The 24,206-nt window shown below is 64.6% G+C and carries 20 protein-coding genes; 17 read left to right on the top strand and 3 right to left on the bottom strand.

What is annotated here, in order from left to right:
- Window positions 1–33: 33 nt before the first annotated feature.
- The 6 genes from BG61_RS01910 to dut all read left to right on the top strand — a co-directional run bounded on the left by BG61_RS01910 (window position 34) and on the right by dut (window position 7,277).
- Window positions 34–1,023 carry a bifunctional riboflavin kinase/FAD synthetase gene (locus tag BG61_RS01910; protein WP_035926501.1) on the top strand — a complete coding sequence of 330 codons (990 nt, stop codon included), beginning with the start codon at window positions 34–36 and terminating at the stop codon, window positions 1,021–1,023.
- Window positions 1,024–1,122: 99 nt separating this feature from the next.
- Window positions 1,123–3,972, top strand: a complete 2,850-nt coding sequence (gene ileS, locus BG61_RS01905; RefSeq protein ID WP_035926505.1) for an isoleucine--tRNA ligase — start codon at window positions 1,123–1,125, stop codon at window positions 3,970–3,972.
- On the top strand, window positions 3,972–4,472 hold the full coding sequence (lspA, locus tag BG61_RS01900; protein WP_035926507.1) for a signal peptidase II: 501 nt from the start codon (window positions 3,972–3,974) through the stop codon (window positions 4,470–4,472). Before ileS ends, lspA begins: the two co-directional genes overlap by 1 nt.
- A 110-nt stretch (window positions 4,473–4,582) precedes the next feature.
- Window positions 4,583–5,806 (top strand): bifunctional phosphopantothenoylcysteine decarboxylase/phosphopantothenate--cysteine ligase CoaBC, encoded by a 1,224-nt coding sequence (coaBC, locus tag BG61_RS01895; RefSeq protein WP_035926509.1) that lies wholly within the window; start codon window positions 4,583–4,585, stop codon window positions 5,804–5,806.
- 12 nt (window positions 5,807–5,818) lie between these two features.
- Window positions 5,819–6,826 (top strand): LLM class flavin-dependent oxidoreductase, encoded by a 1,008-nt coding sequence (locus BG61_RS01890; RefSeq protein WP_035926513.1) that lies wholly within the window; start codon window positions 5,819–5,821, stop codon window positions 6,824–6,826.
- Window positions 6,827–6,830: 4 nt separating this feature from the next.
- Complete coding sequence (dut, locus tag BG61_RS01885; protein WP_035926516.1) at window positions 6,831–7,277, top strand: dUTP diphosphatase; 447 nt, start codon at window positions 6,831–6,833, stop codon at window positions 7,275–7,277.
- A gap of 237 nt (window positions 7,278–7,514) precedes the next feature.
- Here the strand turns inward: dut and clpA are convergent, their stop codons facing one another.
- Together clpA and clpS are read right to left on the bottom strand one after the other, a co-directional pair.
- A complete protein-coding gene (gene clpA, locus BG61_RS01880; protein WP_035926519.1) occupies window positions 7,515–9,815 on the bottom strand; it encodes an ATP-dependent Clp protease ATP-binding subunit ClpA in 2,301 nt (766 codons plus the stop codon).
- Window positions 9,812–10,126, bottom strand: coding sequence for an ATP-dependent Clp protease adapter ClpS (clpS, locus tag BG61_RS01875; RefSeq protein WP_014190611.1), 315 nt, complete (start codon window positions 10,124–10,126; stop codon window positions 9,812–9,814). The genes clpA and clpS overlap by 4 nt, the downstream gene beginning before the upstream one ends.
- 513 nt (window positions 10,127–10,639) lie before the next feature.
- On the opposite strand from clpS, the gene cspD reads away from it, so the two are divergent.
- The gene (gene cspD / locus BG61_RS01870; RefSeq protein ID WP_008351201.1) at window positions 10,640–10,846 is read left to right on the top strand and encodes a cold shock domain-containing protein CspD; all 207 of its coding nucleotides are present in this window, start codon (window positions 10,640–10,642) and stop codon (window positions 10,844–10,846) included.
- A gap of 184 nt (window positions 10,847–11,030) precedes the next feature.
- Here the strand turns inward: cspD and icd are convergent, their stop codons facing one another.
- Entirely contained in the window at window positions 11,031–12,287 is a 1,257-nt protein-coding gene (gene icd / locus BG61_RS01865; protein WP_035926533.1) for an NADP-dependent isocitrate dehydrogenase, read from the bottom strand.
- A gap of 428 nt (window positions 12,288–12,715) precedes the next feature.
- On the opposite strand from icd, the gene BG61_RS01860 reads away from it, so the two are divergent.
- From BG61_RS01860 to BG61_RS01820, 10 genes are all read left to right on the top strand, one after another.
- Window positions 12,716–13,291 (top strand): pseudouridine synthase, encoded by a 576-nt coding sequence (locus BG61_RS01860; protein WP_035926536.1) that lies wholly within the window; start codon window positions 12,716–12,718, stop codon window positions 13,289–13,291.
- A 338-nt stretch (window positions 13,292–13,629) separates the two neighbouring features.
- Window positions 13,630–13,824, top strand: a complete 195-nt coding sequence (locus BG61_RS39860) for a hypothetical protein (RefSeq protein ID WP_075584111.1) — start codon at window positions 13,630–13,632, stop codon at window positions 13,822–13,824.
- 230 nt (window positions 13,825–14,054) lie between these two features.
- Window positions 14,055–14,543 carry a DUF192 domain-containing protein gene (locus tag BG61_RS01855; protein ID WP_035926539.1) on the top strand — a complete coding sequence of 163 codons (489 nt, stop codon included), beginning with the start codon at window positions 14,055–14,057 and terminating at the stop codon, window positions 14,541–14,543.
- A 346-nt stretch (window positions 14,544–14,889) separates the two neighbouring features.
- Window positions 14,890–16,998, top strand: a complete 2,109-nt coding sequence (gene fusA, locus BG61_RS01850) for an elongation factor G (protein WP_035926542.1) — start codon at window positions 14,890–14,892, stop codon at window positions 16,996–16,998.
- A 128-nt stretch (window positions 16,999–17,126) separates the two neighbouring features.
- Entirely contained in the window at window positions 17,127–17,606 is a 480-nt protein-coding gene (locus tag BG61_RS01845; protein WP_035926544.1) for a cupin domain-containing protein, read from the top strand.
- Window positions 17,607–17,890: 284 nt separating this feature from the next.
- Window positions 17,891–19,579: an ABC transporter substrate-binding protein gene (locus tag BG61_RS01840; RefSeq protein WP_035926547.1), complete on the top strand. Its 1,689-nt coding sequence runs from the start codon at window positions 17,891–17,893 to the stop codon at window positions 19,577–19,579.
- A 59-nt stretch (window positions 19,580–19,638) separates the two neighbouring features.
- A complete protein-coding gene (locus tag BG61_RS01835; RefSeq protein ID WP_035926549.1) occupies window positions 19,639–20,661 on the top strand; it encodes an ABC transporter permease in 1,023 nt (340 codons plus the stop codon).
- Window positions 20,658–21,515 (top strand): ABC transporter permease, encoded by an 858-nt coding sequence (locus BG61_RS01830; RefSeq protein ID WP_035926552.1) that lies wholly within the window; start codon window positions 20,658–20,660, stop codon window positions 21,513–21,515. Before BG61_RS01835 ends, BG61_RS01830 begins: the two co-directional genes overlap by 4 nt.
- Window positions 21,512–23,605, top strand: coding sequence for an ABC transporter ATP-binding protein (locus BG61_RS01825; RefSeq protein WP_035926553.1), 2,094 nt, complete (start codon window positions 21,512–21,514; stop codon window positions 23,603–23,605). The genes BG61_RS01830 and BG61_RS01825 overlap by 4 nt, the downstream gene beginning before the upstream one ends.
- 64 nt (window positions 23,606–23,669) lie before the next feature.
- Window positions 23,670–24,086, top strand: coding sequence for a Rap1a/Tai family immunity protein (locus tag BG61_RS01820; RefSeq protein WP_035926733.1), 417 nt, complete (start codon window positions 23,670–23,672; stop codon window positions 24,084–24,086).
- The last annotated feature ends 120 nt before the right edge of the window (window positions 24,087–24,206 follow it).

Here is a 24,206-nt window from a genome sequence, read left to right as displayed (position 1 = left end):
AAGCATCAGCCCAACCACCGACCATCCGCTATCGTGAGAGTCTTTCGCGGCCTACCCAATGCCGAGAGCCGGGCGCCCTGCGCACTGACCATCGGCAACTTCGACGGTGTCCACCGCGGCCACCAGGCGCTGCTCGCGCGCGTGCGGGCCGCCGCCGACGCCCGCGGCCTGCCGGTCTGCGTGATGACCTTCGAGCCGCATCCCCGCGAGTTCTTCAATCCGGCCGGCGCCCCGCCGCGCATCGCGATGCTGCGCGACAAGCTGGAGGCGCTGCGCACGAACGGCGTCGACCGCGTGGTGGTCGAGCATTTCAATCACACGTTCGCGAGCCAGTCGCCGGACACGTTCGTCGAGAACATCATCGTGAACGGGCTGCACGCGCGCTGGATCATGATCGGCGACGATTTCCGCTACGGCGCGAAGCGCGCGGGCGACTTCGCTTCGCTCAGGGCCGCGGGCGAGAAGCACGGCTTCGAGGTCGAGCAAATGGCGACCGTCGCGCATCCGAACGGCGCGCGCATTTCGTCGTCGTCGGTGCGGGCGTCGCTGGTGGCGGGCGACCTCGATGCCGCGCACGTCGCGCTCGGCCGCCCGTACGTGATCAGCGGACATGTCGTGCACGGCGCGAAGCTCGGCCGCGATCTCGGCTTTCCCACGCTCAACCTGCCGATCGCCCACAAGCGGCCGGCGCTCGCGGGCATCTTCGTCGTGCGCGTGCACGGCCTTGGGCCGGAGCCGCTGCCGGCGGTCGCGAGCCTCGGGCTGCGCCCGACCGTCGACGATTCGGGCCGCGTGCTGCTCGAAGTCTTCATACTCGACTGGCACGGCGACGCGTACGGCAAGCTCGTGCGCGTCGAATTCCTGAAAAAGCTGCGCGACGAGGAGAAGTTCGTCGATCTCGAAACCCTGACGGCCGCAATCGCCCGCGACGTCCAGAACGCACGCGAATACTTCGGCGCGAGCGCACGCACGCACGGCAGCGCGAGCGGCTTCGCCATTTCGGCGACCGATCGAATTAGGTAAGCGCGCGGCGCTTGTGATTGCGCGTCGCCCGCTGCCTCGCCCGTCGATTCATGGCACGCCGGAAAAGCGCCGCCCCACAGAATTCACACTGAATATTCCATGAGCAACAAGAAAGCCCCTTCGAAGCCTGACGCCAAGCCGCAGTCGAAATACCCGGTCAACCTGCTCGACACCCCGTTTCCGATGCGCGGCGACCTGCCCAAGCGCGAACCCGCGTGGGTGCGCGAGTGGCAGGAGAACAAGGTCTACGAGAAGATCCGCGCCGCGAGCCGCGGCCGCGCGAAGTTCATCCTGCACGACGGGCCGCCGTATGCGAACGGCGACATTCACCTCGGCCACGCGGTCAACAAGATCCTGAAGGACATGATCGTCAAGGCGCGCAATCTCGCGGGCTTCGACGCTGTCTACGTGCCCGGCTGGGACTGCCACGGCATGCCGATCGAGATCCAGATCGAAAAGCAGTTCGGCAAGTCGCTGCCGGCGGCCGAGGTGATGCAGAAGGCCCGCGCCTACGCGACCGAGCAGATCGAGAAGCAGAAGGCGGGCTTCCGGCGCCTGGGCGTGCTCGGCGACTGGGACAACCCGTACAAGACGATGAATTTCGTCAACGAGGCCGGCGAAATCCGCGCGCTCGCGAAGATTCTGGAAAAGGGCTATGTGTTTCGCGGGCTGAAGCCGGTGAACTGGTGTTTCGACTGCGGCTCGGCGCTCGCCGAGGCGGAAGTGGAATACAAGGACAAGACCGATCCGACCATCGACGTGATGTTCGCCTTCGCCGAGCCTGACAGAACCGCGCAGGCCTTCGGGCTCGCCGCGCTGCCGAAGGCGGAAGGCGGCATCGTCATCTGGACCACGACGCCCTGGACCATCCCGGCGAACCAGGCGCTCAACGTGCACCCGGAGATCGTGTACAGCCTCGTCGATACGGCGCGCGGCCTCCTGATCCTCGCCGAGGAGCGCGTCGAGGAGTGCCTGAAGAATTACGGCCTCACCGGCACGACGCTCGCAACGGCGAAGGGCGAAAAGCTCGCCAACCTGCGCTTTCACCATCCGCTCGCGGCGGCGCATCCCGGTTACAAGCGTACTGCGCCCGTGTATCTCGGCGACTACGTGACCACCGAAAGCGGCACCGGCATCGTGCATTCGTCGCCGGCGTACGGCGTGGAGGACTTCGTGTCGTGCAAGGCGCACAGCATGGCGGACTCCGACATCATCAACCCGGTGCTCGGCGACGGCCGCTATATCGAATCGCTGCCGCTCTTCGGCGGGTTGTCGATCTGGAAGGCGAATCCGCAGATCGTCGAGGCGCTCGCGGGCGCGAAGTCGCTGCTCAAGTCGGAAAAGTACACGCACAGTTACATGCACTGCTGGCGCCACAAGACGCCGATCATCTATCGCGCGACGTCGCAATGGTTCGCCGGCATGGACGTGAAGCCGCGCGACGCCGGCAAGACGCTGCGCGAGACCGCGCTGGAAGGCATCGAGGCGACGGCGTTCTATCCGTCGTGGGGCAAGCAGCGTCTTTACAGCATGATCGCGAACCGTCCCGACTGGACGCTCTCGCGCCAGCGCCAGTGGGGCGTGCCGATGGCGTTTTTCGTGCACAAGGAAACGGGCGAGCTGCATCCGCGCACGCTGGAGCTGCTGGAGGAAGTGGCGAAGCGCGTCGAGACGAGCGGCATCGAGGCGTGGCAGACGCTCGATGCAGAGGAGCTGATCGGCAACGATGCCAACATGTACGAGAAGAACCGCGACACGCTCGACGTCTGGTTCGACTCGGGCACGACGCACTGGCACGTGCTGCGCGGCTCGCACAAGGACTCGCTGCAGTTTCCCGCCGACCTGTATCTGGAAGGCTCGGATCAGCATCGCGGGTGGTTCCATTCGTCGCTGCTCACCGCATCGATGCTCGATGGCCGGCCGCCGTACAACGCGCTGCTCACGCACGGTTTCACCGTCGATGGCGAAGGCCGCAAGATGTCGAAGTCGCTCGGCAACGGCGTCGATCCGCATGAGGTGTCCAATCGCCTGGGCGCGGAAATCATCCGCCTCTGGATCGCGTCGACCGACTATTCGGGCGAACTCGCGATCTCCGAGGAAATCCTGAAGCGCGTGACCGAGACGTACCGGCGCATCCGCAACACGTTGCGTTTTCTGCTCGCGAACCTGTCGGACTTCGACTTCGAGAAGGACGCGGTGCCTGTCGGGGACTGGCTCGAACTCGACCGCTACGCGATCGCGCTCGCGCAGAACCTCCAGGACGACGTGCTCGCGCATTACGAAAAATACGAGTTCCATCCGGTCGTCTCGAAACTCGCGACGTTCTGCTCGGAAGACCTGGGCGGCTTCTACCTCGACGTGCTGAAGGACCGTCTCTACACGACGAAACCCGATTCGCGCGAGCGCCGCGCGGCGCAGACCGTGCTTCATCACATCGCGCATGGCCTGCTGCGGCTGATCGCGCCGTACCTGTCATTCACGGCCGAAGAAGCGTACAAGGTGCTCAAGCCGGGCCAGGACACGATCTTCACCGAGGTTTATCACACGTATCCGCAGATCCCCGATGCGGGCGAGCTGCTCGACAAGTGGACCCTCGTGCGCGCGGCCCGCGGCGACGTGACGAAGGCGCTGGAAGAAGCGCGCACGGCGAACGAGATCGGTTCGTCGCTGCAGGCCGAAGTCGAAGTGCGCGCGAGCGGCGCGCGCTACGACGCGCTCGCGAGCCTCGGCGCGGATCTGAAATTCGTGCTGATCACGTCGGCGGCCGGGCTGGTCAAGGTCGCGAGCGAAGCGGAGGAAGGGGTCGACGTGACCGCGTCGAAGTACCTGAAGTGCGAGCGCTGCTGGCACTATTGCGCGGATGTCGGCGCGAACGCCGAGCATCCCGGCCTGTGCGGCCGCTGCATCTCCAACCTCTTCGGCGCCGGCGAAACGCGGAGCGCAGCATAATGGCAAGGACGATGGCGAAACAAGGCAGTGGTTCTCTCGCGCCGTGGCTGGGCGTCGCGGCAATCGTGATTCTCTTCGACCAGTTGACGAAAATCGCCGTCGCGCGCGTGTTCGCCTATGGCGAGCCCCACGCGCTGACGCCGTTCTTCAACCTGCTGCTCGTCTACAACCGCGGCGCGGCGTTCAGCTTTCTCGCGGCCGCGGGCGGCTGGCAGCGCTGGGCGTTCACGGCGCTCGGCGTCGTCGCGGCGGTCGTGATCTGCTACCTGCTGAAAAAGCACGGCACGCAGCGGCTCTTCTGCACGGCGCTCGCGCTCATCATGGGCGGCGCGATCGGCAATGTGATCGACCGGCTCGCCTACGGCCACGTGATCGATTTTCTCGACTTCCACGTGAACAACTGGCACTGGCCGGCGTTCAATCTCGCTGACAGCGCGATCACGATCGGCGCGGTGCTGCTCGTGTTCGACGAACTTCGGCGCGTGCGCGGGTCGCGCTGAAGCCGCACCATACAGCGGTAACCCCACGCAGACAAACCGTATTCAGGCGCCGCGCGCTCGGACAACGCGAAGCAGTCAGCCCGCGAGCGGCGCAACCCAGCGGAGGCAAGTTGGACACGACTGCAGAACTCGCAGGAAAGCACCTGGTCCTCGGACTGACGGGCGGCATCGCCTGCTACAAGATCGCCGAGCTCACGCGCCTGCTCACCAAGGCGGGCGCGACCGTCCAGATCGTGATGACCGAGGCGGCGACCCAGTTCATCACGCCCGTCACGATGCAGGCGCTCTCCGGCCGGCCCGTCTACACGTCGCAGTGGGACGCGCGCGTGCCGAACAACATGCCGCACATCGATCTGTCGCGTGAAGCCGACGCGATCGTCATCGCGCCCGCCTCCACCGATTTCCTCGCCAAGCTCGCACACGGCATGTGCGACGACCTGCTCTCGACGCTGTGCATCGCCCGCGACTGCCCGCTGCTCGTCGTGCCCGCGATGAACCGCCAGATGTGGCAGAACCCGGCGACGCAACGCAACGTCGCGCAGCTTCGCGGCGACGGCGTCGAAGTGCTCGGGCCGGATTCGGGTGCGCAGGCGTGCGGGGAAGTCGGCGACGGGCGAATGCTCGAACCCTCCGCCACGTTCGAGGCGATCTGCGCATTCTTCCAGCCCAAGATCCTGCGCGGACGGCGCGTGCTGATCACGGCCGGCCCGACTTTCGAGCCGCTCGATCCGGTACGCGGCATCACGAACCGCTCGTCGGGGAAGATGGGCTTCTCGCTCGCGCGCGCAGCCGCGCAGGCCGGCGCCGACGTCCACCTGATCGCCGGCCCCGTTGCGCTGGAGACGCCGTGGGGCCTCTATCGCGAGGACGTGCAGACCGCGCAGCAGATGTACGACGCCGTCATGCGCGCCACGCCGGACGTCGACATCTTCATCGCGGTCGCCGCCGTGGCCGACTGGCGCGTCGATCACGTGAGCGATCACAAGATCAAGAAGGCAGAGGGCCAGCCGCTGCCGGCGTTCAGTTTCGTCGAGAATCCCGACATCCTCGCGTCGGTCGCGAAGCTCCCGAACCCGCCGTTTTGCGTGGGTTTCGCAGCGGAGAGCGGTGATCTCGACGTGCACGGCGAAGAAAAACGCGTGCGCAAGAACGTGCCGCTCCTGATCGGCAATCTCGGCCCGCTGACCTTCGGACTCGACGACAACGAGGTCGTGCTGTTCGAAGCATCGGGCAAGACGCGCCTGCCGCGCGCCGACAAGAAGCTGCTTGCTCGCACGCTGATCGGCGAGATCGCGAAACGCGCGCCGCGCGCCGGCGGCTCGCTCCTCACCTGACGCCATGACGCCATGACGAAGCTCTCGGTTCTCGATCAGACGCCGGTCATTCACGGCCACAGCACCGCCGACGCACTCGCCGCCACGCTCGATCTGGCGCAGCTCGCCGACGACCTCGGCTACACGCGCTACTGGTGCGCGGAACATCACGGCTTGCGCGGCGTCTCGAACCCGTGCCCCGAAGTGCTGCTCGCGCGCATCGGCAGCCTGACGAAGCGCATCCGCATCGGCTCGGGCGGCGTCATGCTGCCCTACTACAGCCCGTTCAAGGTGGCCGAGCAGTTCCTGATGCTCGAGGCGCTGTTTCCGAACCGCGTCGATCTGGGCGTCGGGCGCGCGCCGGGCGGCGACATGCGCACGGCGCAGGCCGTCGCGGCGGGCTCGTATAACCGCGGCGACATTTTTCCGCAGCAGGTCGCCGATCTGGTCGGTCTCTTCAACGGCAGGCTTGCCGACGACCATCTCGCGAACGGCGTGCTCCTTCAGCCGCAGATCGACACGCGGCCCGAGCTGTGGATGCTCGGATCGAGCGACTTCGGCGGGCTGCTCGCGGCGGAACTCGGCATCCGCTTCGCGTTTGCGCATTTCATCAATGCGCAGTACGGGCATCGCGTGGGCGAGTCGTATCGCGAGCGCTTCACGGCCGGCAACGAGACCACGCCGTATCTCGCCGCCGCCGTGTTCGTGATCTGCGCCGACACCGATGAAGAAGCCGCCGCCCTGGAAAAAGCCGTCGACTTGCGCCGCGTGCAGATGGCCTACGGTCTGAACATGCCAATTCCGTCCATCGAGCAAGCCGCCGCGCAGCACTACGGCGAGCGCGAACTCGCTGTGATTGCGCGGGAGAAAAGCCGCAGCATCATCGGCACACCCGAGCGCGTGACCGAAGCGCTTCACGCGCTGCAAGAGCGCTTCGACGCCGACGAACTGATCGTGCTGACCGTTGCCGGCAGCTACCAGGCGCGCACCCGTTCCTATCAACTACTGGCCGAAGCCTTCGATCTCGGCCGCTCCGACTGAACTCATGAAACTCGACGTCAAGATCCTCGATGCGCGCATGCGCGACTTCCTGCCCGCCTACGCCACGCCCGGCAGCGCCGGACTCGACCTGCGGGCGTGCATCGACGAACCGCTCGTCATCGCGCCGGGGCAGACGTCGCTCGTGCCGACCGGCCTCGCGATCCACCTGGGCGACCCGGGCTATGCCGCGGTGATCCTCCCGCGCTCGGGCCTCGGCCACAAGCACGGCGTCGTGCTCGGCAATCTCGTCGGGCTGATCGACTCGGATTACCAGGGCCAGTTGATGATCTCGACGTGGAATCGCGGCGACACGGCCTTCACGCTGAACCCGATGGAACGGCTCGCGCAGATGGTCATCGTGCCGGTCGTGCAGGCAGAGCTCAATATCGTCGACAATTTCGAGGAAAGCGAGCGCGGCGCAGGTGGCTTCGGGAGCACCGGCAAGCATTGAGCTGTGGCGGGACGGCCGCGTGCCGCCCGTTTCGTTTCACGAGACGCACATTCGAGCGCCTTTCACACCGATTGCCGCTCACAATCGCGATGATGCCGCGCATTGTTTCAGCGCGCGGCACGGCGAGCAGTTTCCTTTCGACCAATAAAAAAGCGAGGCGGCGCGGAAAAATCCGCCTCGCCTCGCTTTGCGTGACGCACCTCGACGGCGCGTCAGCCTGCCACGGTCAACCTTGAATCACTCCACTTCCACCGCTTCCGGATTCGGATTGCGCGGAACCGGGTTTTCATCGAACGTCAGCTGCACCTTGTCGTTCTCGTCCACATCGACGGTCACGCGGCCACCCGAAAGCAGCTTGCCGAACAGCAATTCGTCGGCGAGTGCGCGGCGAATCGTGTCCTGAATCAGGCGCTGCATCGGACGCGCACCCATCAGCGGATCGAAACCGTGCTTCGCGAGATGCTTGCGCAAAGCATCGGTGAAGAGCGCATCGACCTTCTTCTCGTGCAACTGATCTTCCAGCTGCATGAGGAACTTGTCGACCACACGCATGATGATTTCCTCATCGAGCGAGCGGAAGCTGATGATCGCATCCAGCCGGTTGCGGAACTCGGGCGTGAACATCCGCTTGATATCGACCATTTCGTCGCCGGTTTCGCGGCGGCTCGTGAAGCCGATCACCGACTTGCCCATCGCCTCGGCGCCCGCGTTCGTCGTCATGATGATGATGACGTTGCGGAAATCCGCCTTGCGACCGTTGTTGTCGGTCAGCGTGCCGTGGTCCATCACCTGCAGCAGCACGTTGTAGATGTCCGGATGCGCCTTTTCGATTTCGTCGAGCAACAGCACGCAATGCGGCTTCTTCGTGACGGCTTCGGTCAGCAAACCGCCCTGATCGAATCCGACGTATCCCGGCGGCGCGCCGATCAGCCGGCTCACCGCGTGACGTTCCATGTACTCGGACATGTCGAAACGCAGCAACTCGATGCCGAGCGTGAACGCCAGCTGTTTCGCGACTTCCGTCTTGCCGACGCCCGTCGGGCCCGAGAACAGGAACGCGCCGATCGGCTTGTCCAGCTTGCCGAGACCTGCGCGCGCCATCTTGATCGACGCCGACAGCGCGTCGATGGCCGGATCCTGCCCGAACACGACGCTCTTCAGGTCGCGGTCGAGCGTCTGCAGCTTGCTGCGGTCATCCTGCGACACGCTTTGCGGCGGCACGCGCGCGATCTTCGAGATGATCTCTTCGATCTCGTTCTTGCCGATAGTCTTCTTCTGCTTCGACTTCGGCAGGATGCGCTGCGCCGCGCCCGCTTCGTCGATCACGTCGATCGCCTTGTCGGGCAGATGACGGTCGGTAATGAACCGCGCCGACAGTTCAGCCGCCGCCGACAGCGCACCCGACGAATACTTCACGCCGTGGTGTTCCTCGAAACGCGACTTGAGCCCGCGCAAAATCGCAACCGTCTGCTCGATGGTCGGCTCCGTCACGTCCACCTTCTGGAAGCGCCGCGACAATGCCGCGTCTTTTTCGAAGATGCCGCGATACTCGGTGAACGTCGTGGCGCCGATGCACTTCAACTGCCCCGACGACAACGCCGGCTTCAGCAGGTTGGATGCATCGAGCGTTCCGCCCGAAGCCGCGCCCGCGCCGATCAGCGTGTGAATCTCGTCGATGAACAGAATGGCGTGCGGACGCTCCTTCAGTTCCTTCAGCACCGTTTTCAGGCGCTGCTCGAAATCGCCGCGATACTTCGTTCCGGCGAGCAGCGCACCCATGTCGAGCGAGTAGACCTGCGCATCGGCCAGAATGTCCGGCACTTCGCCGCGCGTGATGCGCCAGGCGAGACCTTCCGCGATTGCGGTCTTGCCCACGCCGGCTTCACCGACGAGCAGCGGATTGTTCTTGCGCCGGCGGCACAGCACCTGCACCACACGCTCCACTTCCGATTCGCGGCCGATCAGCGGATCGATCTTGCCATCCTTCGCGAGCTGGTTCAGGTTCTGCGTGAACTGGGCGAGCGGCGTTTCCTTTTGCGCGGCGGCGTCGTCCGATTCCGGATTCGCCTCGCTGCTCGCCTTCGCGGCGTCGCCGCTGTTCGTCTTCGCGATGCCGTGCGAAATGAAATTCACGACGTCGAGGCGCGTCACGCCCTGCTGCTGCAGGTAGTAGACGGCGTGCGAGTCCTTCTCGCCGAAGATCGCGACCAGCACGTTCGCGCCGGTCACTTCCTTCTTGCCATTCGACGTCGACTGCACGTGCATGATCGCGCGCTGAATCACACGCTGGAAACCAAGCGTCGGCTGGGTATCGACGTCGTCCGTGCCAGGCACGGTCGGCGTGTTGTCATGAATGAAATTGCGCAGGTTCTGACGCAAATCTTCGATGTTTGCTGCGCAGGCGCGCAACACTTCAGCCGCGGTCGGGTTGTCCAACAAGGCCAGTAAAAGATGCTCGACCGTAATGAACTCGTGCCGCGCCTGACGTGCTTCCATAAACGCCATGTGCAGACTGACTTCCAGTTCCTGGGCAATCATGCTTCCTCCATCACACACTGCAGCGGATGCCCCGCCTGCCGTGCATGGCTAACGACTTGCTCAACTTTGGTCGACGCAATGTCCCGCGTGTAGACCCCACAAACTCCCCTGCCCTCGCGATGAACCTTCAGCATGATTTGCGTCGCAGTCTCACGATCTTTGTTGAAATACTCCTGCACGACCATCACGACGAATTCCATCGGCGTGAAGTCGTCATTCAGCAGCACCACCTTGTACATGGCAGGCTTTTTCAGCTTTTGTTCCTGCCGCTCCAGTACAGTGCCATCCTGCTTGTTGGGATTGATCGCCATACACCCATTCTAAACAACTCGGACAGGCCCGCAATGCCGCCGAAACACCGACCGCCCGGTCGGAAAAACTGGCGCAAAGTACGCGGAGCAAGTGCCTGTCACCCCTGAATCCCGCCGCCACGCACTCGCGCGCCGGCCCGCTTGAACTTCCCTGAATCCAGTATCGCACAGCTTCAAAAAAAACAAACCGCACGCTGTCTCGGATGGGTCGCCGGTACAACTGATGTGAGTCGATTATGCGACTTTTCAAGATGCCTTGCTTGGGCGGCACCGCACACGGAAAGCAGGAATAACCCTACAAATGCGTTCTTTACAACGGCATATCTGCTGTCCCAAAAATTCCTTGACACTCGATTTAAGAGATTTAACAATCAAACTGGCACTTTTTTCCGAAGGCCATTCAGACGAAAAAAGGCCGAGGTGAGCTTGTTAGGAGGGGGCGGCACATGGTGTGATCCGCCGAACTTTTCGAGCGTGCTCGTGGTAGCGACGAGAGTTAGAGGGGATGTAGGTATGTCAACTGGTACGGTCAAATGGTTCAACGACGCGAAAGGCTACGGATTCATCACGCCCGATGAAGGCGGCGAGGATCTGTTCGCACATTTCTCGGCGATACAGATGAACGGTTTCAAGACGCTCAAGGAAGGCCAGAAGGTCAGCTTCGAGATCGTCCAGGGACCGAAGGGCAAACAGGCATCGAATATCCAGGACGCGGCCTGACCGTTCGATCGCATTTTTGCCTGTGGAGCCCGGCCTTGTGCCGGGTTTTTTGCTTTCTTGAGCGCCCCGCGGGCAGCGCGATCGCCGATGCACCGTCCGCGTGCGCGATAAAAAAAGCCCGGACCAGCGCCCGGGCTCTTTTTTCGGCGATGCCGCAGACTTTCCGCCTGCGGCAGCATCGTGCTTACATGTTTTCGATCAGCACCTGACCGAAACCGGAGCACGACACCTGTGTCGCGCCTTCCATCAGTCGCGCGAAGTCATACGTGACGCGCTTCTGCTGAATCGACTTTTCCATCGCGCTGATGATCACGTCGGCCGCTTCGGTCCAGCCAATGTGGCGCAGCATCATCTCGGCGGACAGAATCTCCGAGCCCGGGTTCACGTAGTCCTTGCCCGCGTACTTCGGCGCCGTGCCGTGCGTGGCTTCGAACATCGCGACCGAATCCGACATGTTCGCGCCCGGCGCGATGCCGATGCCGCCCACCTGCGCGGCGAGCGCGTCCGAAATGTAGTCGCCGTTCAGGTTGAGCGTCGCGATGACGTCATATTCCGCGGGGCGCAACAGGATCTGCTGCAGGAACGCGTCGGCGATCACGTCCTTCACGACGATCTCGCTGCCCGACTTCGGATTCTTGAACTTCATCCACGGGCCGCCGTCGACGAGTTCCGCGCCGAATTCCTTCTGCGCGAGTTCGTAGCCGTAGTCACGGAACGCACCTTCCGTGAACTTCATGATGTTGCCCTTGTGCACGAGCGTGACCGAGCGGCGGTCGTTGTCGATCGCGTACTGGATCGCCTTGCGCACGAGACGCTGCGTGCCTTCCTTCGAAACCGGCTTGATACCGATGCCCGACGTTTCCGGGAAGCGGATCTTCTTCACGCCCATCTCTTCCCGCAGGAACTTGATGACCTTCTTCGCTTCCGCCGACTCCGCCGCCCATTCGATGCCGGCGTAGATGTCTTCCGAGTTCTCGCGGAAGATGACCATGTTGGTCTTCTCCGGCTCGCGCACCGGCGAAGGCACGCCCTTGAAGTACTGCACCGGGCGCAGGCAGACGTACAGGTCGAGCTGCTGGCGCAGCGCCACGTTGAGCGAACGGATGCCGCCGCCGACCGGCGTCGTGAGCGGGCCCTTGATCGACACGACGTATTCCTTCAGCACGTCGAGCGATTCTTCCGGCAGCCACACGTCCGGGCCGTACACCTTCGTCGCCTTCTCGCCGGCGTAGATTTCCATCCAGTGGATCTTCTTCTTGCCTGCGTAAGCCTTTTCGACTGCCGCATCGACGACCTTGATCATCACCGGGGTGATGTCGAAGCCCGTGCCATCGCCTTCGATGTAGGGAATGATCGGCTGGTCGGAAACGTTGAGCGAGTAATCCGCATTAACGGTGATCTTGTCACCGCCCGTCGGAACCTTGATGTGCTGATACGGCATGGTCGACTCCAAAGAAGGCTGGGCTGGTTGAAAGCTAGCTGAAGCAGATTGCGACGATGGAAAGGACCACGGCCGGCGGAACCGGCGGTCGCCCCCGAGGCAGCCAGAAGGATATTCTAGCCCACAGGCGCCGGGAGGCGCGCCGGCATGCTCGCGCTGACAGACGCGGCTCGCGAGGCGAATCCGCCAGAGCGCACCGGGAACACCGTCCGATCGTTCCAAATCGTTTCAATCGTCTCTCAGGTCTTGTTCAGATCGGGTGCGGGTGCTGCACGTCTGGCGCAGGCCCGGTTCAGGTCTTATATAAGACAAAAGAGTTGCTGTTTCATATTATGCATTAATATCCCGTCATCCGCCATAGGGAAGACGCCCGCGAAAGCACGCGCCTCAAGGCGTTGCGCCCTACTCCACTTTTTTTCCGCGCCGCCATGCCGCTCATCGCATTGAACAAACCGTTCGGCACGATCTGTCAGTTTTCGCCGCACGAGACGCGCCCTTCGCTCGGCGACTGGGTGAAGACGCCGGGCGTCTACCCGGCCGGCCGCCTCGACGCGGACAGCGAGGGTCTCCTTCTTCTCACCGACGACGGCGCATTGCAGACGCGCATCGCCGAGCCGCGACACAAGCTCGTCAAGCGCTATTGGGCGCAGGTGGAGGGCGCGCCCGACGCGAGCGCGCTCGCGCGTCTCGCGAAGGGTGTCGATCTCGGCGACTACGTCACACGACCCTGCCGCACGAAGTTCGTCGAGCCCGAAGCGGCCAGCCTGCTCTGGCAGCGCAGTCCGCCGATCCGCTTTCGCGCCGCGATCCCGACGACCTGGATCGAGCTGTCGATCACCGAAGGCAAGAACCGGCAGGTGCGCCGCATGACGGCGGCGGTGGGCTATCCGACACTGCGTCTCGTACGCGTGGCAATCGGCGCACTCGACATCTTCGCGCTCGGGCTCGCACCCGGCGAGACGACGGAGCTGCCGCCGCGCGCGCCATGGAACGGCATGGCGTGATTCGTTTTGCTTGACCAGAATGTCACGAACACGCGTCAAGGCATTGGCGCGTGAAAAGAATGACGAGCGACGCATGAATATCGAATGAGATTTGCGTCAACCGACTCCCGGTACGCTGCGTTATTGGACGCAGATGCCTGCAAAGCTATCCGGCATTCGCGAATGACCCTGCATTGATAACCTGCGTTTCCACAGGCTGTTTGTAAGGTTTTAGCGCTCGCAGCGGTATCGCTTTTATTTGTCGATATCACTGTCAACCGAAAGGTGGATAGCTCGTTTACCGACATGACTCAAGACCGGGTCGTTTGGTTAAATTAACTCATGCTGAGGATTCACAGATGAACAAACTGATCGCTGCTCTCGTCGCTGGCCTGTTCGCATCGGCTGCTTTCGCACAAGCTTCGGACGCTACGGCTCCGGCAGCAGCTGCTTCGTCGGCTCACAAGTCGTCGGCACACAAGAAGACCTCCCACAAGACGTCGCACAAGAAGGCAGCAGCTGCACCGGCTGCCGCTACGGGCGCATCGCAGTAAGTTCGTTGTAAGAGGCTGTAAAGCGAAGTCAAGAATCAGCAGTGCCGCCATTCATTTGGCGTTGAAAGGCAGATTGCCGCGTGGCGATCTGCCTTTTTTCTTTTTGCGCACGCATCAAGTAACATGCGCCAGATCTTTTCGGCTTTTCATGGCAATCAGGTTTTCAGAGGAGTTTCGCCGTGCGTCTTTTGCTGCGCTCATTCAGCTCGCTTGATCCGTTTCATCGCGTAATGCGCCGCGGGCGCTTCCTTCGCGCCCTGCGCAATCTGGCGGTCGCGCTCGCTTTGCCGCTCGCGGTATTTTCCGCCGCCAGCGCGCAGCAAATGCCGCCGGGCGCGAAGCAGCCGACCGACTTTCCGCGCGCGAAGCTCACGGCCGGCATGTACGTGATCGACGCGGCCGTCGCGGCCAGCGACGCCGATCGCGAACAAGGCCTCATGTACCGCACGCAGCTCGCCCCGAACGAAGGCATGCTGTTCGTGTTCAACGAGAACGCGGTGCACTGCTTCTGGATGAAGAACACGCTGATCCCGCTGTCGATCGCGTTCATCCGCGCCGACGGCACGATCACCGACATCGACGAGATGCAGGCGGAGACGACCAACAATCACTGTCCGCGCAACAATGGCGTCTATGCGCTCGAAATGAGCAAGGGCTGGTTCGACGCGAAGGGCATCAAGCCGGGGATGAAGATCCAGGGCCTGCCCGCCCCGCGATAAGTCTGACGCTGATCGCGAGCCTCATCGAACAAGAAGCACTAAAAAGCACCAGAAGGCACCCTACCCTGAGCCGGCGCGTTCGCAAGACGCGCCGGTTTTTTTTGCGCCCGCCGCGGCTTTTTGCGCGCCGCACGAGCCGCGCGAGCGGCGTCTGCCGTGGCTGGCAAGATTCCTGCAAAGAGCCTGCCGAAGCGCTATCCTAATAGACCGGCGAGACGCTCGTCAGCGCTTGTTCCGGGTGCGAGCCGCGTGCGGCGCTTCCGCGAAAAGGCGTATTTCGCGAGGCGCCTTGCGCTGTTTCACCGGAACGCCGCCATCGGCTCTGCCTTATCCACAGGAGGTTCAAGTGCCCCGCAAGACTCCCATCGAGCGCTACCGCAACATTGGCATCAGCGCTCACATCGATGCCGGCAAGACCACCACCACCGAACGCATTCTTTTCTACACCGGCGTGACTCACAAGATCGGCGAGGTTCACGACGGCGCGGCGACGATGGACTGGATGGAGCAGGAGCAGGAGCGCGGCATCACGATCACGTCGGCGGCCACGACGGCCTTCTGGAAAGGCATGGCCGGCAATTATCCGGAGCACCGGATCAACATCATCGACACGCCCGGACACGTCGACTTCACGATCGAAGTCGAGCGCTCGATGCGGGTGCTCGACGGCGCGTGCATGGTCTACGACTCGGTCGGCGGCGTGCAGCCGCAGTCCGAAACCGTGTGGCGTCAGGCGAACAAATACAAGGTGCCGCGCATCGCGTTCGTCAACAAGATGGATCGCGTCGGCGCGGACTTCTTCCGCGTGCAGCGGCAGATCGCCGAGCGGCTGAAAGGCGTCGCGGTGCCGATCCAGATTCCGATCGGAGCGGAGGAGCATTTCCAGGGCGTCGTCGACCTGGTGAAGATGAAGGCGGTCCTCTGGGATGACGAAAGCCAGGGCATCAAGTTCGCCTACGAAGAGATTCCGGACAACCTGAAGGAACTCGCGCACGAGTGGCGCGGGAAGATGATCGAGGCCGCCGCCGAATCGAGCGAAGAGCTGCTCGAAAAGTACCTCGAGGATCACGAGAGCCTGACCGAAGACGACATCAAGGCGGGGCTGCGCAAGCGCACGATCGCCAACGAAATCGTGCCGATGCTGTGCGGCAGCGCGTTCAAGAACAAGGGCGTGCAGGCGATGCTCGACGCCGTGATCGACTACCTGCCCTCGCCGGTGGACGTTCCCGCCATCCTGGGTCACGACGAGGACGACAAGGAAGCGGAACGTCATCCGAGCGACGACGAGCCGTTCTCCGCGCTCGCGTTCAAGATCATGACGGACCCGTTCGTCGGCCAGCTGATCTTCTTTCGGGTGTATTCGGGCGTCGTGAATTCGGGCGACACGGTCTACAACCCGGTCAAGGAAAAGAAGGAACGGCTCGGCCGGATCCTGCAGATGCACGCGAACGAGCGCAAGGAAATCAAGGAAGTGCGCGCAGGCGACATCGCCGCCGCGGTCGGCCTGAAGGAAGCGACGACGGGCGACACGCTCTGCGACCCGAACCATGTGATCGTCCTCGAAAAGATGGTGTTCCCGGAGCCGGTGATCTCGCAGGCCGTCGAGCCGAAAACGAAGGCCGACCAGGAGAAGATGGGCATCGCGCTCAACCGGCTCGCGCAGGAAGATCCGTCGTTTCGCGTGCAGACCGACGAGGAGTCCGGCCAGACGATCATCTCCGGCATGGGCGAGCTGCACCTCGAAATTCTCGTCGACCGGATGAAGCGCGAATTCGGCGTGGAGGCGACGGTCGGCAAGCCGCAGGTGGCTTACCGCGAGACGATCCGCGTGCCGGTGGAAGACGTGGAAGGCAAGTTCGTCAAGCAGTCGGGCGGACGCGGCCAGTACGGTCACGTCGTGCTCAAGATGGAGCCGCAGAAGCCGGGCGGCGGCTATGAATTCGTCGATGCGATCAAGGGCGGCGTCGTGCCGCGCGAATACATTCCGGCCGTCGACAAGGGCATTCAGGAAACGCTGAAATCGGGCGTGCTGGCGGGCTATCCGGTCGTCGACGTGAAGGTGACGCTCACGTTCGGCTCCTACCACGACGTCGACTCGAACGAAAACGCGTTCCGCATGGCCGGATCGATGGCGTTCAAGGACGGCATGCGCCGCGCGAAACCGGTGCTGCTGGAGCCGATGATGGCCGTCGAGGTGGAAACACCGGAAGACTTCATGGGCAACGTGATGGGCGACCTGTCGGGCCGCCGCGGCATCGTGCAGGGCATGGAGGACATCGCGGGCGGCGGCGGCAAGCTCGTGCGCGCCGAGGTGCCGCTTGCGGAGATGTTCGGCTACTCGACCACGCTGCGCTCGCTGTCGCAAGGCCGCGCGACGTACACGATGGAGTTCAAGCATTACGCGGAAACGCCGACGAACGTCGCGGATGCGATCGTGAATGCGAAGGTGAAGTAAGCCGCCGAAGCACGCTGAAATTGCAGTTCGTCTGAACCGAGTCCGTTGCCGCCCGGGTACAAGCGTGGCGGCAATGGATTTTTTTATCCGCATGCCTGGCGGCTGAACCGGCCGCCACGGAGACCGCAATGAGCGATGAACAGAAGATTGACTGGCGCGAGCATGGCGTGAAGGTCATCAGGGGCGACCAGCTCGACACCAACACGCCGCAGACGCCCGGCATGAACCGCGCGGCGGCGATCAACGCAGCGCGCGTCGGCGCGCAGAAGATCTGGGCCGGCACGGTCACGATCCACCCGAACGCGAAGACCGGCGCGCACCACCATGGCGCGCTGGAGAGCGTGATCTACGTCGTGCGCGGACAGGCGCGCATGCGCTGGGGCGAGCATCTGGAATTCACCGCCGAGGCCGGTCCCGGCGACTTCATCTTCGTGCCGCCGTACGTGCCGCACCAGGAGATCAACGCGCGCACCGACGAGCCGCTCGAATGCGTGCTCGTGCGCAGCGACAACGAAGCGGTGGTCGTGAACCTGAATATCGACGCCGTCGAGACGCCGCAAGAGGTCTACTGGGTCGACCCGATCCACAAGCATCCGCACGAGCACTGATCCCGCCGCGATCGCTTTCACGGGGCCTGCCGCGCACCGCACGCCGCGGCATGGCGCTTGCATGCCCTCGCACCCGGCGCGGGCGAAAGCGTCGCATGGCGTCCACACACCGCACGAATAATCGCCGCTCCAGCACGCCGCGGCGGGTCCGATCGCTGCCGGCTCGGCTAAACTGGTCGCTCCGCCAGTCCTGGCGCGGCCGCCGTGATTCCGTGACCGCGCACGGACGTATCGCCGCTCGCGACAACTACAACTCACACGACATACGCAACGGAACGCCATCGATGAAGAACTCTCCGACCGACGAGGCACAGGCCGCCGAACGCGCCCTTGAACAGTCGCGCGCGAGCGCGGGCGAACTCGGTAATCACGCGATTGACGAGTTCAGGGCCGGCCGTCTTTCGCGCCGCGAGTTGCTGCGCCATGCGAGCGTGCTCGGCTTTTCGCTTGCGGCAACGGGTGTCGCGGGCCTCGCCGGCATGCGGCAAGCGCGCGCGCAAGGCGTGGCGGGCAAGCCGGGTGGAACCATTCGTGTCGCGCACCTCACGCCCGCGGGCGCTGTCGATCCGCTCACCGTCACCGATCCCGCGGGTCTCGTGCTCATCAACCAGACGGGCGAGTTCCTGATCGACGACGACGGCGAGAAGCTCGTGCTGCGCCCTGCCCTCGCATTGTCGTGGAAGTCGAACGACAAGGGCGACGTGTGGACCTTCAAGCTGCGCGACAACGTGAAGTTCCACGACGGCCAGAAGATGACCGCGAAGGACGTCGCCGCCACGTTCAACCGCCTCGCCGACCCCGGCAGCGGCTCGGCGGCGCTGTCAGTGCTGAAGGGCGTGCTCTCGAAGAATTCGGTGAAGGCGATCGACGATCTCACCGTCGAGTTCCACCTCGACGCGCCGAACGGCAACTTTCCGTATTACGTTTCCTCCGACAACTTCAATGGCGTGATCCTGCCCGCGAATTTTTCGGGTACGTACGAAAAGTCGTTCATGGGCACCGGGCCGTTCAAGTTCGAGAAGTACACGCCGAAGGTGGGCGCGTCGTTCGTGCGCAATCCGGACTACTGGGGCGAGAAGGCGCTGCCCGATCGCGTCACGTTCGCGTTCTACGCCGACCAGCAGGCGCAGCTGCTCGCGCTGCAGGGCCGCCAGGCCGACGTGATGGGGGACTTCACCGTGCAGGGCGGCGTAAGCGTGCTGAACAACCCGCAGTTCAAGGTGCTCGGGGTGAAGTCGAGCGCGCACCGGCAGCTGCACATGCGCAACGACACGGGCCCGTTCAGGGACAAGCGCGTGCGCCAGGCGCTCGCGCTCGCGGTCGATCGCGAGATCATCGTGAAGGGGCTGTTTCGCGGCCGCGCGTCGCTCGGCAACGACAGCCCGTTCGCGCCCGTGTTTCCGTCGAGCGACCTGTCCGTGCCGCAGCGCAAGCTCGATGTCGCGAAGGCGAAGCAGCTGCTCGCGCAGGCGGGCGTTCCGAACGGCTTCGACGTCACGCTCACGACCGAAAAGTACATGGAGATCCCCGATCTCGCCGTCGTGATCCAGAACGCGGCGAAGGCGGTCGGCATCCGCATCTCGCTGAAGGTCGAAAGCCAGGAGCTGTATTACGGCGCGGGCGTCTTCGGCAAGTCGGACTGGCTCGATTCGCCGCTCGGCATTACCGACTACGGACATCGCGGCGTGCCGAACGTGTTTCTCAACGCGCCGCTCACGAGCGGCGGCACGTGGAACGCGGCGCACTTCAGGGATCCGCAGTACGACAAGCTGGTGGCGGAATTCGTCGCCGCGCTCGACGTCGCATCGCAGAAGAAGCTGTCGGGGCAGATCCAGAATCTGCTGCTCGACGAAACGCCGGTCGTGATTCCGTATTTCTACGACCATTTGATCGTCACCCGGGCAAACGTGAGCGGCGTGCGCTTCAACGCGATCTCGCAGCTTTTCCTCGATCGCGCGACGATCGGCGCGTAGGCACCCGGGCGACTGCGCGCGGCGCGCCCCGGCACGCTTCGCATGAGGACTCTTCGACCATGAACACGGCCTCGCCACCCGCATCGCAAGGCACGCGGCCAGCACGCGGCGACGCCCGCGCGTGGCGCGTGGCGCGCTTCATCGGCACGCGGCTCGTGCTCGCGCTCATCACGCTGTGGCTGCTGTCGGTGATCGTGTTCGCGGGCGGCCAGCTGCTGCCGGGCGATGTCGGCCGGGCGATCCTCGGGCCGCTCGCCGACGCCCGCGCGGTCGCCGCGCTCAATCACCAGCTCGGCGTGGACCGGCCGTGGCTCACGCAGTACACCGGCTGGATCAGCCACTTCGTGCGTGGCGACATGGGCGAGTCGTATGCGTACCGCGCCCCCGTCGCGCCGTTCATCCTCGATGCGCTCGCCAACTCCGCGAAGCTCGGCGCGCTCGCGTTCATCGTCGTGGTGCCGGCGGGCATCGCGGGCGGCGTGTACGCGGCGCTGCACGCGGGGCGCTGGATCGACCGGGCGATCAGCATCACCGGCCTGTCGGCGACGGTCGTGCCCGAATTCGTGTCGTCGATCGTGCTGATTCTCGTGTTCGGCGTTTGGCTGCAATGGCTGCCGATCGAAGCCACCTTCGCCCCCGACGCCGGCCCGCTCGTGCAACTGAAGCACCTGATCCTGCCCGTGCTGCCGCTCGTCTTCGTGTTCTTCGGCTATATCGCGCGCATGGCGCGCGCGGGCACGGTCGAAGCGCTCGACGCCGACTACACGCGCACCGCGATCCTCAAGGGCCTGCCGCGGCGCACCGTGATCTGGCGGCACGTGCTGCGCAACGCGCTCCTGCCGACCGTGACCGTCGCCGCGACGCAGCTCGGCTACATGATCGGCGGGCTCGTCGTGGTCGAGACGCTGTTCCACTATCAGGGCATCGGCTCGCTGATCTACAACGCGGCGAAGGCGAAGGACTTTCCGATGCTCGAAGCCGGCGTGCTGACGGTCGGCGTGGTCTACACGGCGGCGAACCTGATCGCCGATGCGCTCTACGTCGTGCTCAATCCGCGCCTGCGCGTGAGGGAGTCGCAATGAGCAGCGTGCCCTCGCCGTCGATCAAGGCGCCGCGCTTCGAGCGCACGGCGGCACTCCTGCGCTCGCCCACGTTCGTCATCGGCGCGCTGATCCTGCTCTTCTGGGTCGCGTGCGCGCTCATCGGGCAGCACGTCGTGCCGCAGGACCCGTACGCCTCCGATCCGCTCAACTCGCTCGCGCCGCCCGGCGCCGCGCACTGGTTCGGCACCGACCAGCTCGGCCGCGACGTGTTCGCGCGCGTGATCGTGGGCGCGCGCGACATTCTCACGATCGCCCCGCTCGCAACCCTGCTCGGCACGCTCGCGGGAACCGCGGTGGGCCTGATCGTCGGCTATTTCGACGGCTGGGTCGACAACGTGGTCGGCCGCCTGATCGACGCGGTGCTCGCGCTGCCGCTCGTGATCGTCGCGCTGCTCGCGCTCGCGGCGGTCGGCGCGAGCAACACCACGGTGATCCTCGTGATCGGCATCACCTTCACGCCGATCACGGCACGCACCGTGCGCTCGGCCGTGTTCGCCGAGCGCAATCTCGACTACGTGCTCGCGGCCCAGCTGCGCGGCGAGAACGCGTTCTACATCATGTTCGCGGAGATCCTGCCGAACGTGCTGCAGCCGGTCATCGTCGAGGCGACGGTGCGGCTCGGCTATGCGATCTTCGCGGTCGCCACGCTGTCGTTTCTCGGCTTCGGCATCCAGCCGCCGTCCGCCGACTGGGGTCTCGCGCTCTCCGAGAGCTACACGCTGATGGCGGGCGGCGCATGGTGGACGGTGGTGTTCGACGCCGCCGCGATCGCGTCGCTCGTCGTCGCCGTGAATCTCGTGGCGGACGCCATTGAGGGAGTGCTCGACCGATGAACGGACCGCCGCCCGCCGCCTTCCCCGCGTTCGATGTTTCGAAGCGCGACCGCGCCGACGCGCTGACCATCGTCGGCCTGACGGTCGCGTACAGGACGCGCGGGCGCGAACGCGACGTGCTCCAGGACATCACGTTGCGCGTGCGGCGCGGCGAGGCGTACGGGCTCGTCGGCGAATCGGGCTGCGGCAAGTCGACAGCCGCGCTCGCGGTGCTGCGCTACCTGCCGCGCAATGGCCGCGTGAAGGCGGGCCGGATTTCGATCGGCGGGCAGGATATCGCCGCGCTGGACGCCGACGCGCTGCGCGAGATGCGGGCCAATGCGGTGTCGATGGTCTATCAGGACCCGGGCCGCGCGCTGAATCCGTCGCTCACCATCGCGCGCCAGGTGTCGGAAGCGTTCGAGGCATCCGGCGCATCGGCGGCTCACGCGCTCGAGCGCACCGCCGACATCCTGCGACGCGTGCGCATCGCCTCTCCCGCGCGGGTGATGGAAAGCTATCCGCATCAGCTTTCGGGCGGCATGCAGCAGCGCGTCGTGATCGCGATGGCGCTCGCGTGCAACCCCGAGCTCCTGATCCTCGACGAACCGACCACCGGGCTCGACGCGACCGTCGAGGCCGAAGTGCTCGACCTGATCGCGCAACTGCGCGCGGAGCTCGGCACCGCCGTGCTCTTCATCAGCCACAACCTGGCGGTGATCGGGCGGATGTGCGACCGCGTGGGCGTGCTGTATGCGGGCAAGCTCGTGGAGGAAGGCGCGACCCGCGACGTCTTCGCGCGCCCGCGCCATCCGTACACGGTCGGCCTGCTGCGCTGCCTGCCGAGCACGGGCCGCAGCAAGGACACCGGCCGTCTCGACACGATTCCCGGCTCCCTGCCGCTGCCGGGCACGGTGACGCAGGGCTGCATCTACGCGGAGCGCTGCAAGCTCGCCGACGAACGGTGCCTGCGCGACGCGCCGCCGCCGTATCGCGTGGCCTCGGCGAACGGCGACCAGATGGCGCGCTGTCACTATCACGAGCGCGCCATCGACCTGCCGCACGCGAGTTCCGAAGTGCCTGCGCAGCCCGCGCAGCCGGCGGATCTCGCGCGGGCACCCGTCGCACTGCGCGCGCAGAACGTATCGAAGACGTTTCATGTCGGGAATGAATTCGTGCGCGCGGTTCACGACGTATCGCTCGAACTCGCGCAGGGCGAGACGCTCGGGCTCGTCGGCGAATCGGGCAGCGGCAAGACGACGCTCGCGAAGCTGCTGCTCGGCCTTGTGTCGCCCGACGAGGGCGCGACGCTCGAGCTCGACGGCGCCAGCCTCGCGTCGCGCGTGACGAGGCGCAACGGCGCGCAGGTGAAGTCGCTGCAGATCGTGTTCCAGAATCCCGACTCGGCGCTCAATCGCGCGCATTCGGTGCGGCGGCTGATTGCGCGATCGCTGTCGAAGCTCGCCGCGCTGCGCGGCGCCGCGAAGGAAGCGCGGCTGCAGTCACTCGCGGAATCGGTGCGGCTGCCCGAGCGCTATCTCGCTTCGCGCACGCGGCAATTGTCGGGCGGGCTCAAGCAGCGCGTGGCGATCGCGCGCGCGTTCGCGGGCGATCCGCGCGTCGTCGTGTGCGACGAGCCGACGTCTGCGCTCGACGTATCGGTCCAGGCCGCGATCCTGAACCTGCTTGCCGATCTGCAGCGCGAGCGCGGCGTGAGCTACGTGTTCATCTCGCACGACCTGCATGTCGTGCGCTATCTGTCGGACCGCATCGCGGTGCTGTATCTCGGGCGCATCATGGAGATCGGCCGCGCGGCCGAGGTTTTCGGCGGTCCGCAGCATCCCTATACAGAGGCGCTTCTGTCGTCGGTGCCGTCGCTCGATGCGGCCAACGGCGGCGCCGCTGCGAGCGAGCGCATCCGCCTGTCGGGCGAATTGCCGAGCGCGGCGCATCCGCCTTCGGGATGCGTGTTCAACACGCGCTGTCCGCGCAAGCTCGGCGCGATCTGCGAGGAGCGGGAACCACCCTTCGCGGACGCCGGCGACGGCCATCGCATCCGCTGCCACATTCCGGTTCAGGAACTGCGCACGCTGCAACTCGTGCAAACCTAGCGGAACCAATCGACGAAACGCGCCCTCTGAATCGAATTCAATGTTCGACATGAGGAATACAACGATGAAGCGTAACGTCTCGATTGCCGCGGTCATTGCCGCTGCGTGCGCGCTGGGCGCGAGTGCCGCCGTCCTTGCCCAGCAGAGCCAGTCCGCCGCGGTCGATCCGAGCTTCTCGGCGTGGTCGCTTGCGCAGCAGTGCGCGCAGAAGACCGACAACACGGCGCAGGGGCAGTGCGTGGGCGCGGTTCGCGGGATCGTGCGCGGCTACCAGTACGGCGTGCTGTTCCTCGGGCAGCGGTCGTCGCTGCCGGCCAACGAGACGCAGCGCGTGTCGCTCTGCCTGGACAATACGAAGGTGTCGAGTATCGTCGACGATTTTCTCGCCGATGCGAAGCAGGTCAATGAGGATGCGCTCAAGCGCCCGCCCGCGGAAGTCGCCGTGCTGGGGTCGGTGCATTCGCACCATGCGTGTATGTGATCGGTTTTTTTGGCGCTGGCGCTTGGGGTTGGGTTGGTGGTTCGCGGTTCGCCGTTGGCCGTGTAGAACCGTTTGATGCGCTCGTGCCTTCACGAAACTTGCTTTGATATTGGTCTATTA

This window comes from Caballeronia glathei (assembly GCF_000698595.1).
Classification (GTDB): Bacteria; Pseudomonadota; Gammaproteobacteria; order Burkholderiales; family Burkholderiaceae; genus Caballeronia; species Caballeronia glathei.
Note: the sequence above shows the minus strand (reverse complement) of the source record. Positions and strands in the feature narration are given on the sequence as shown.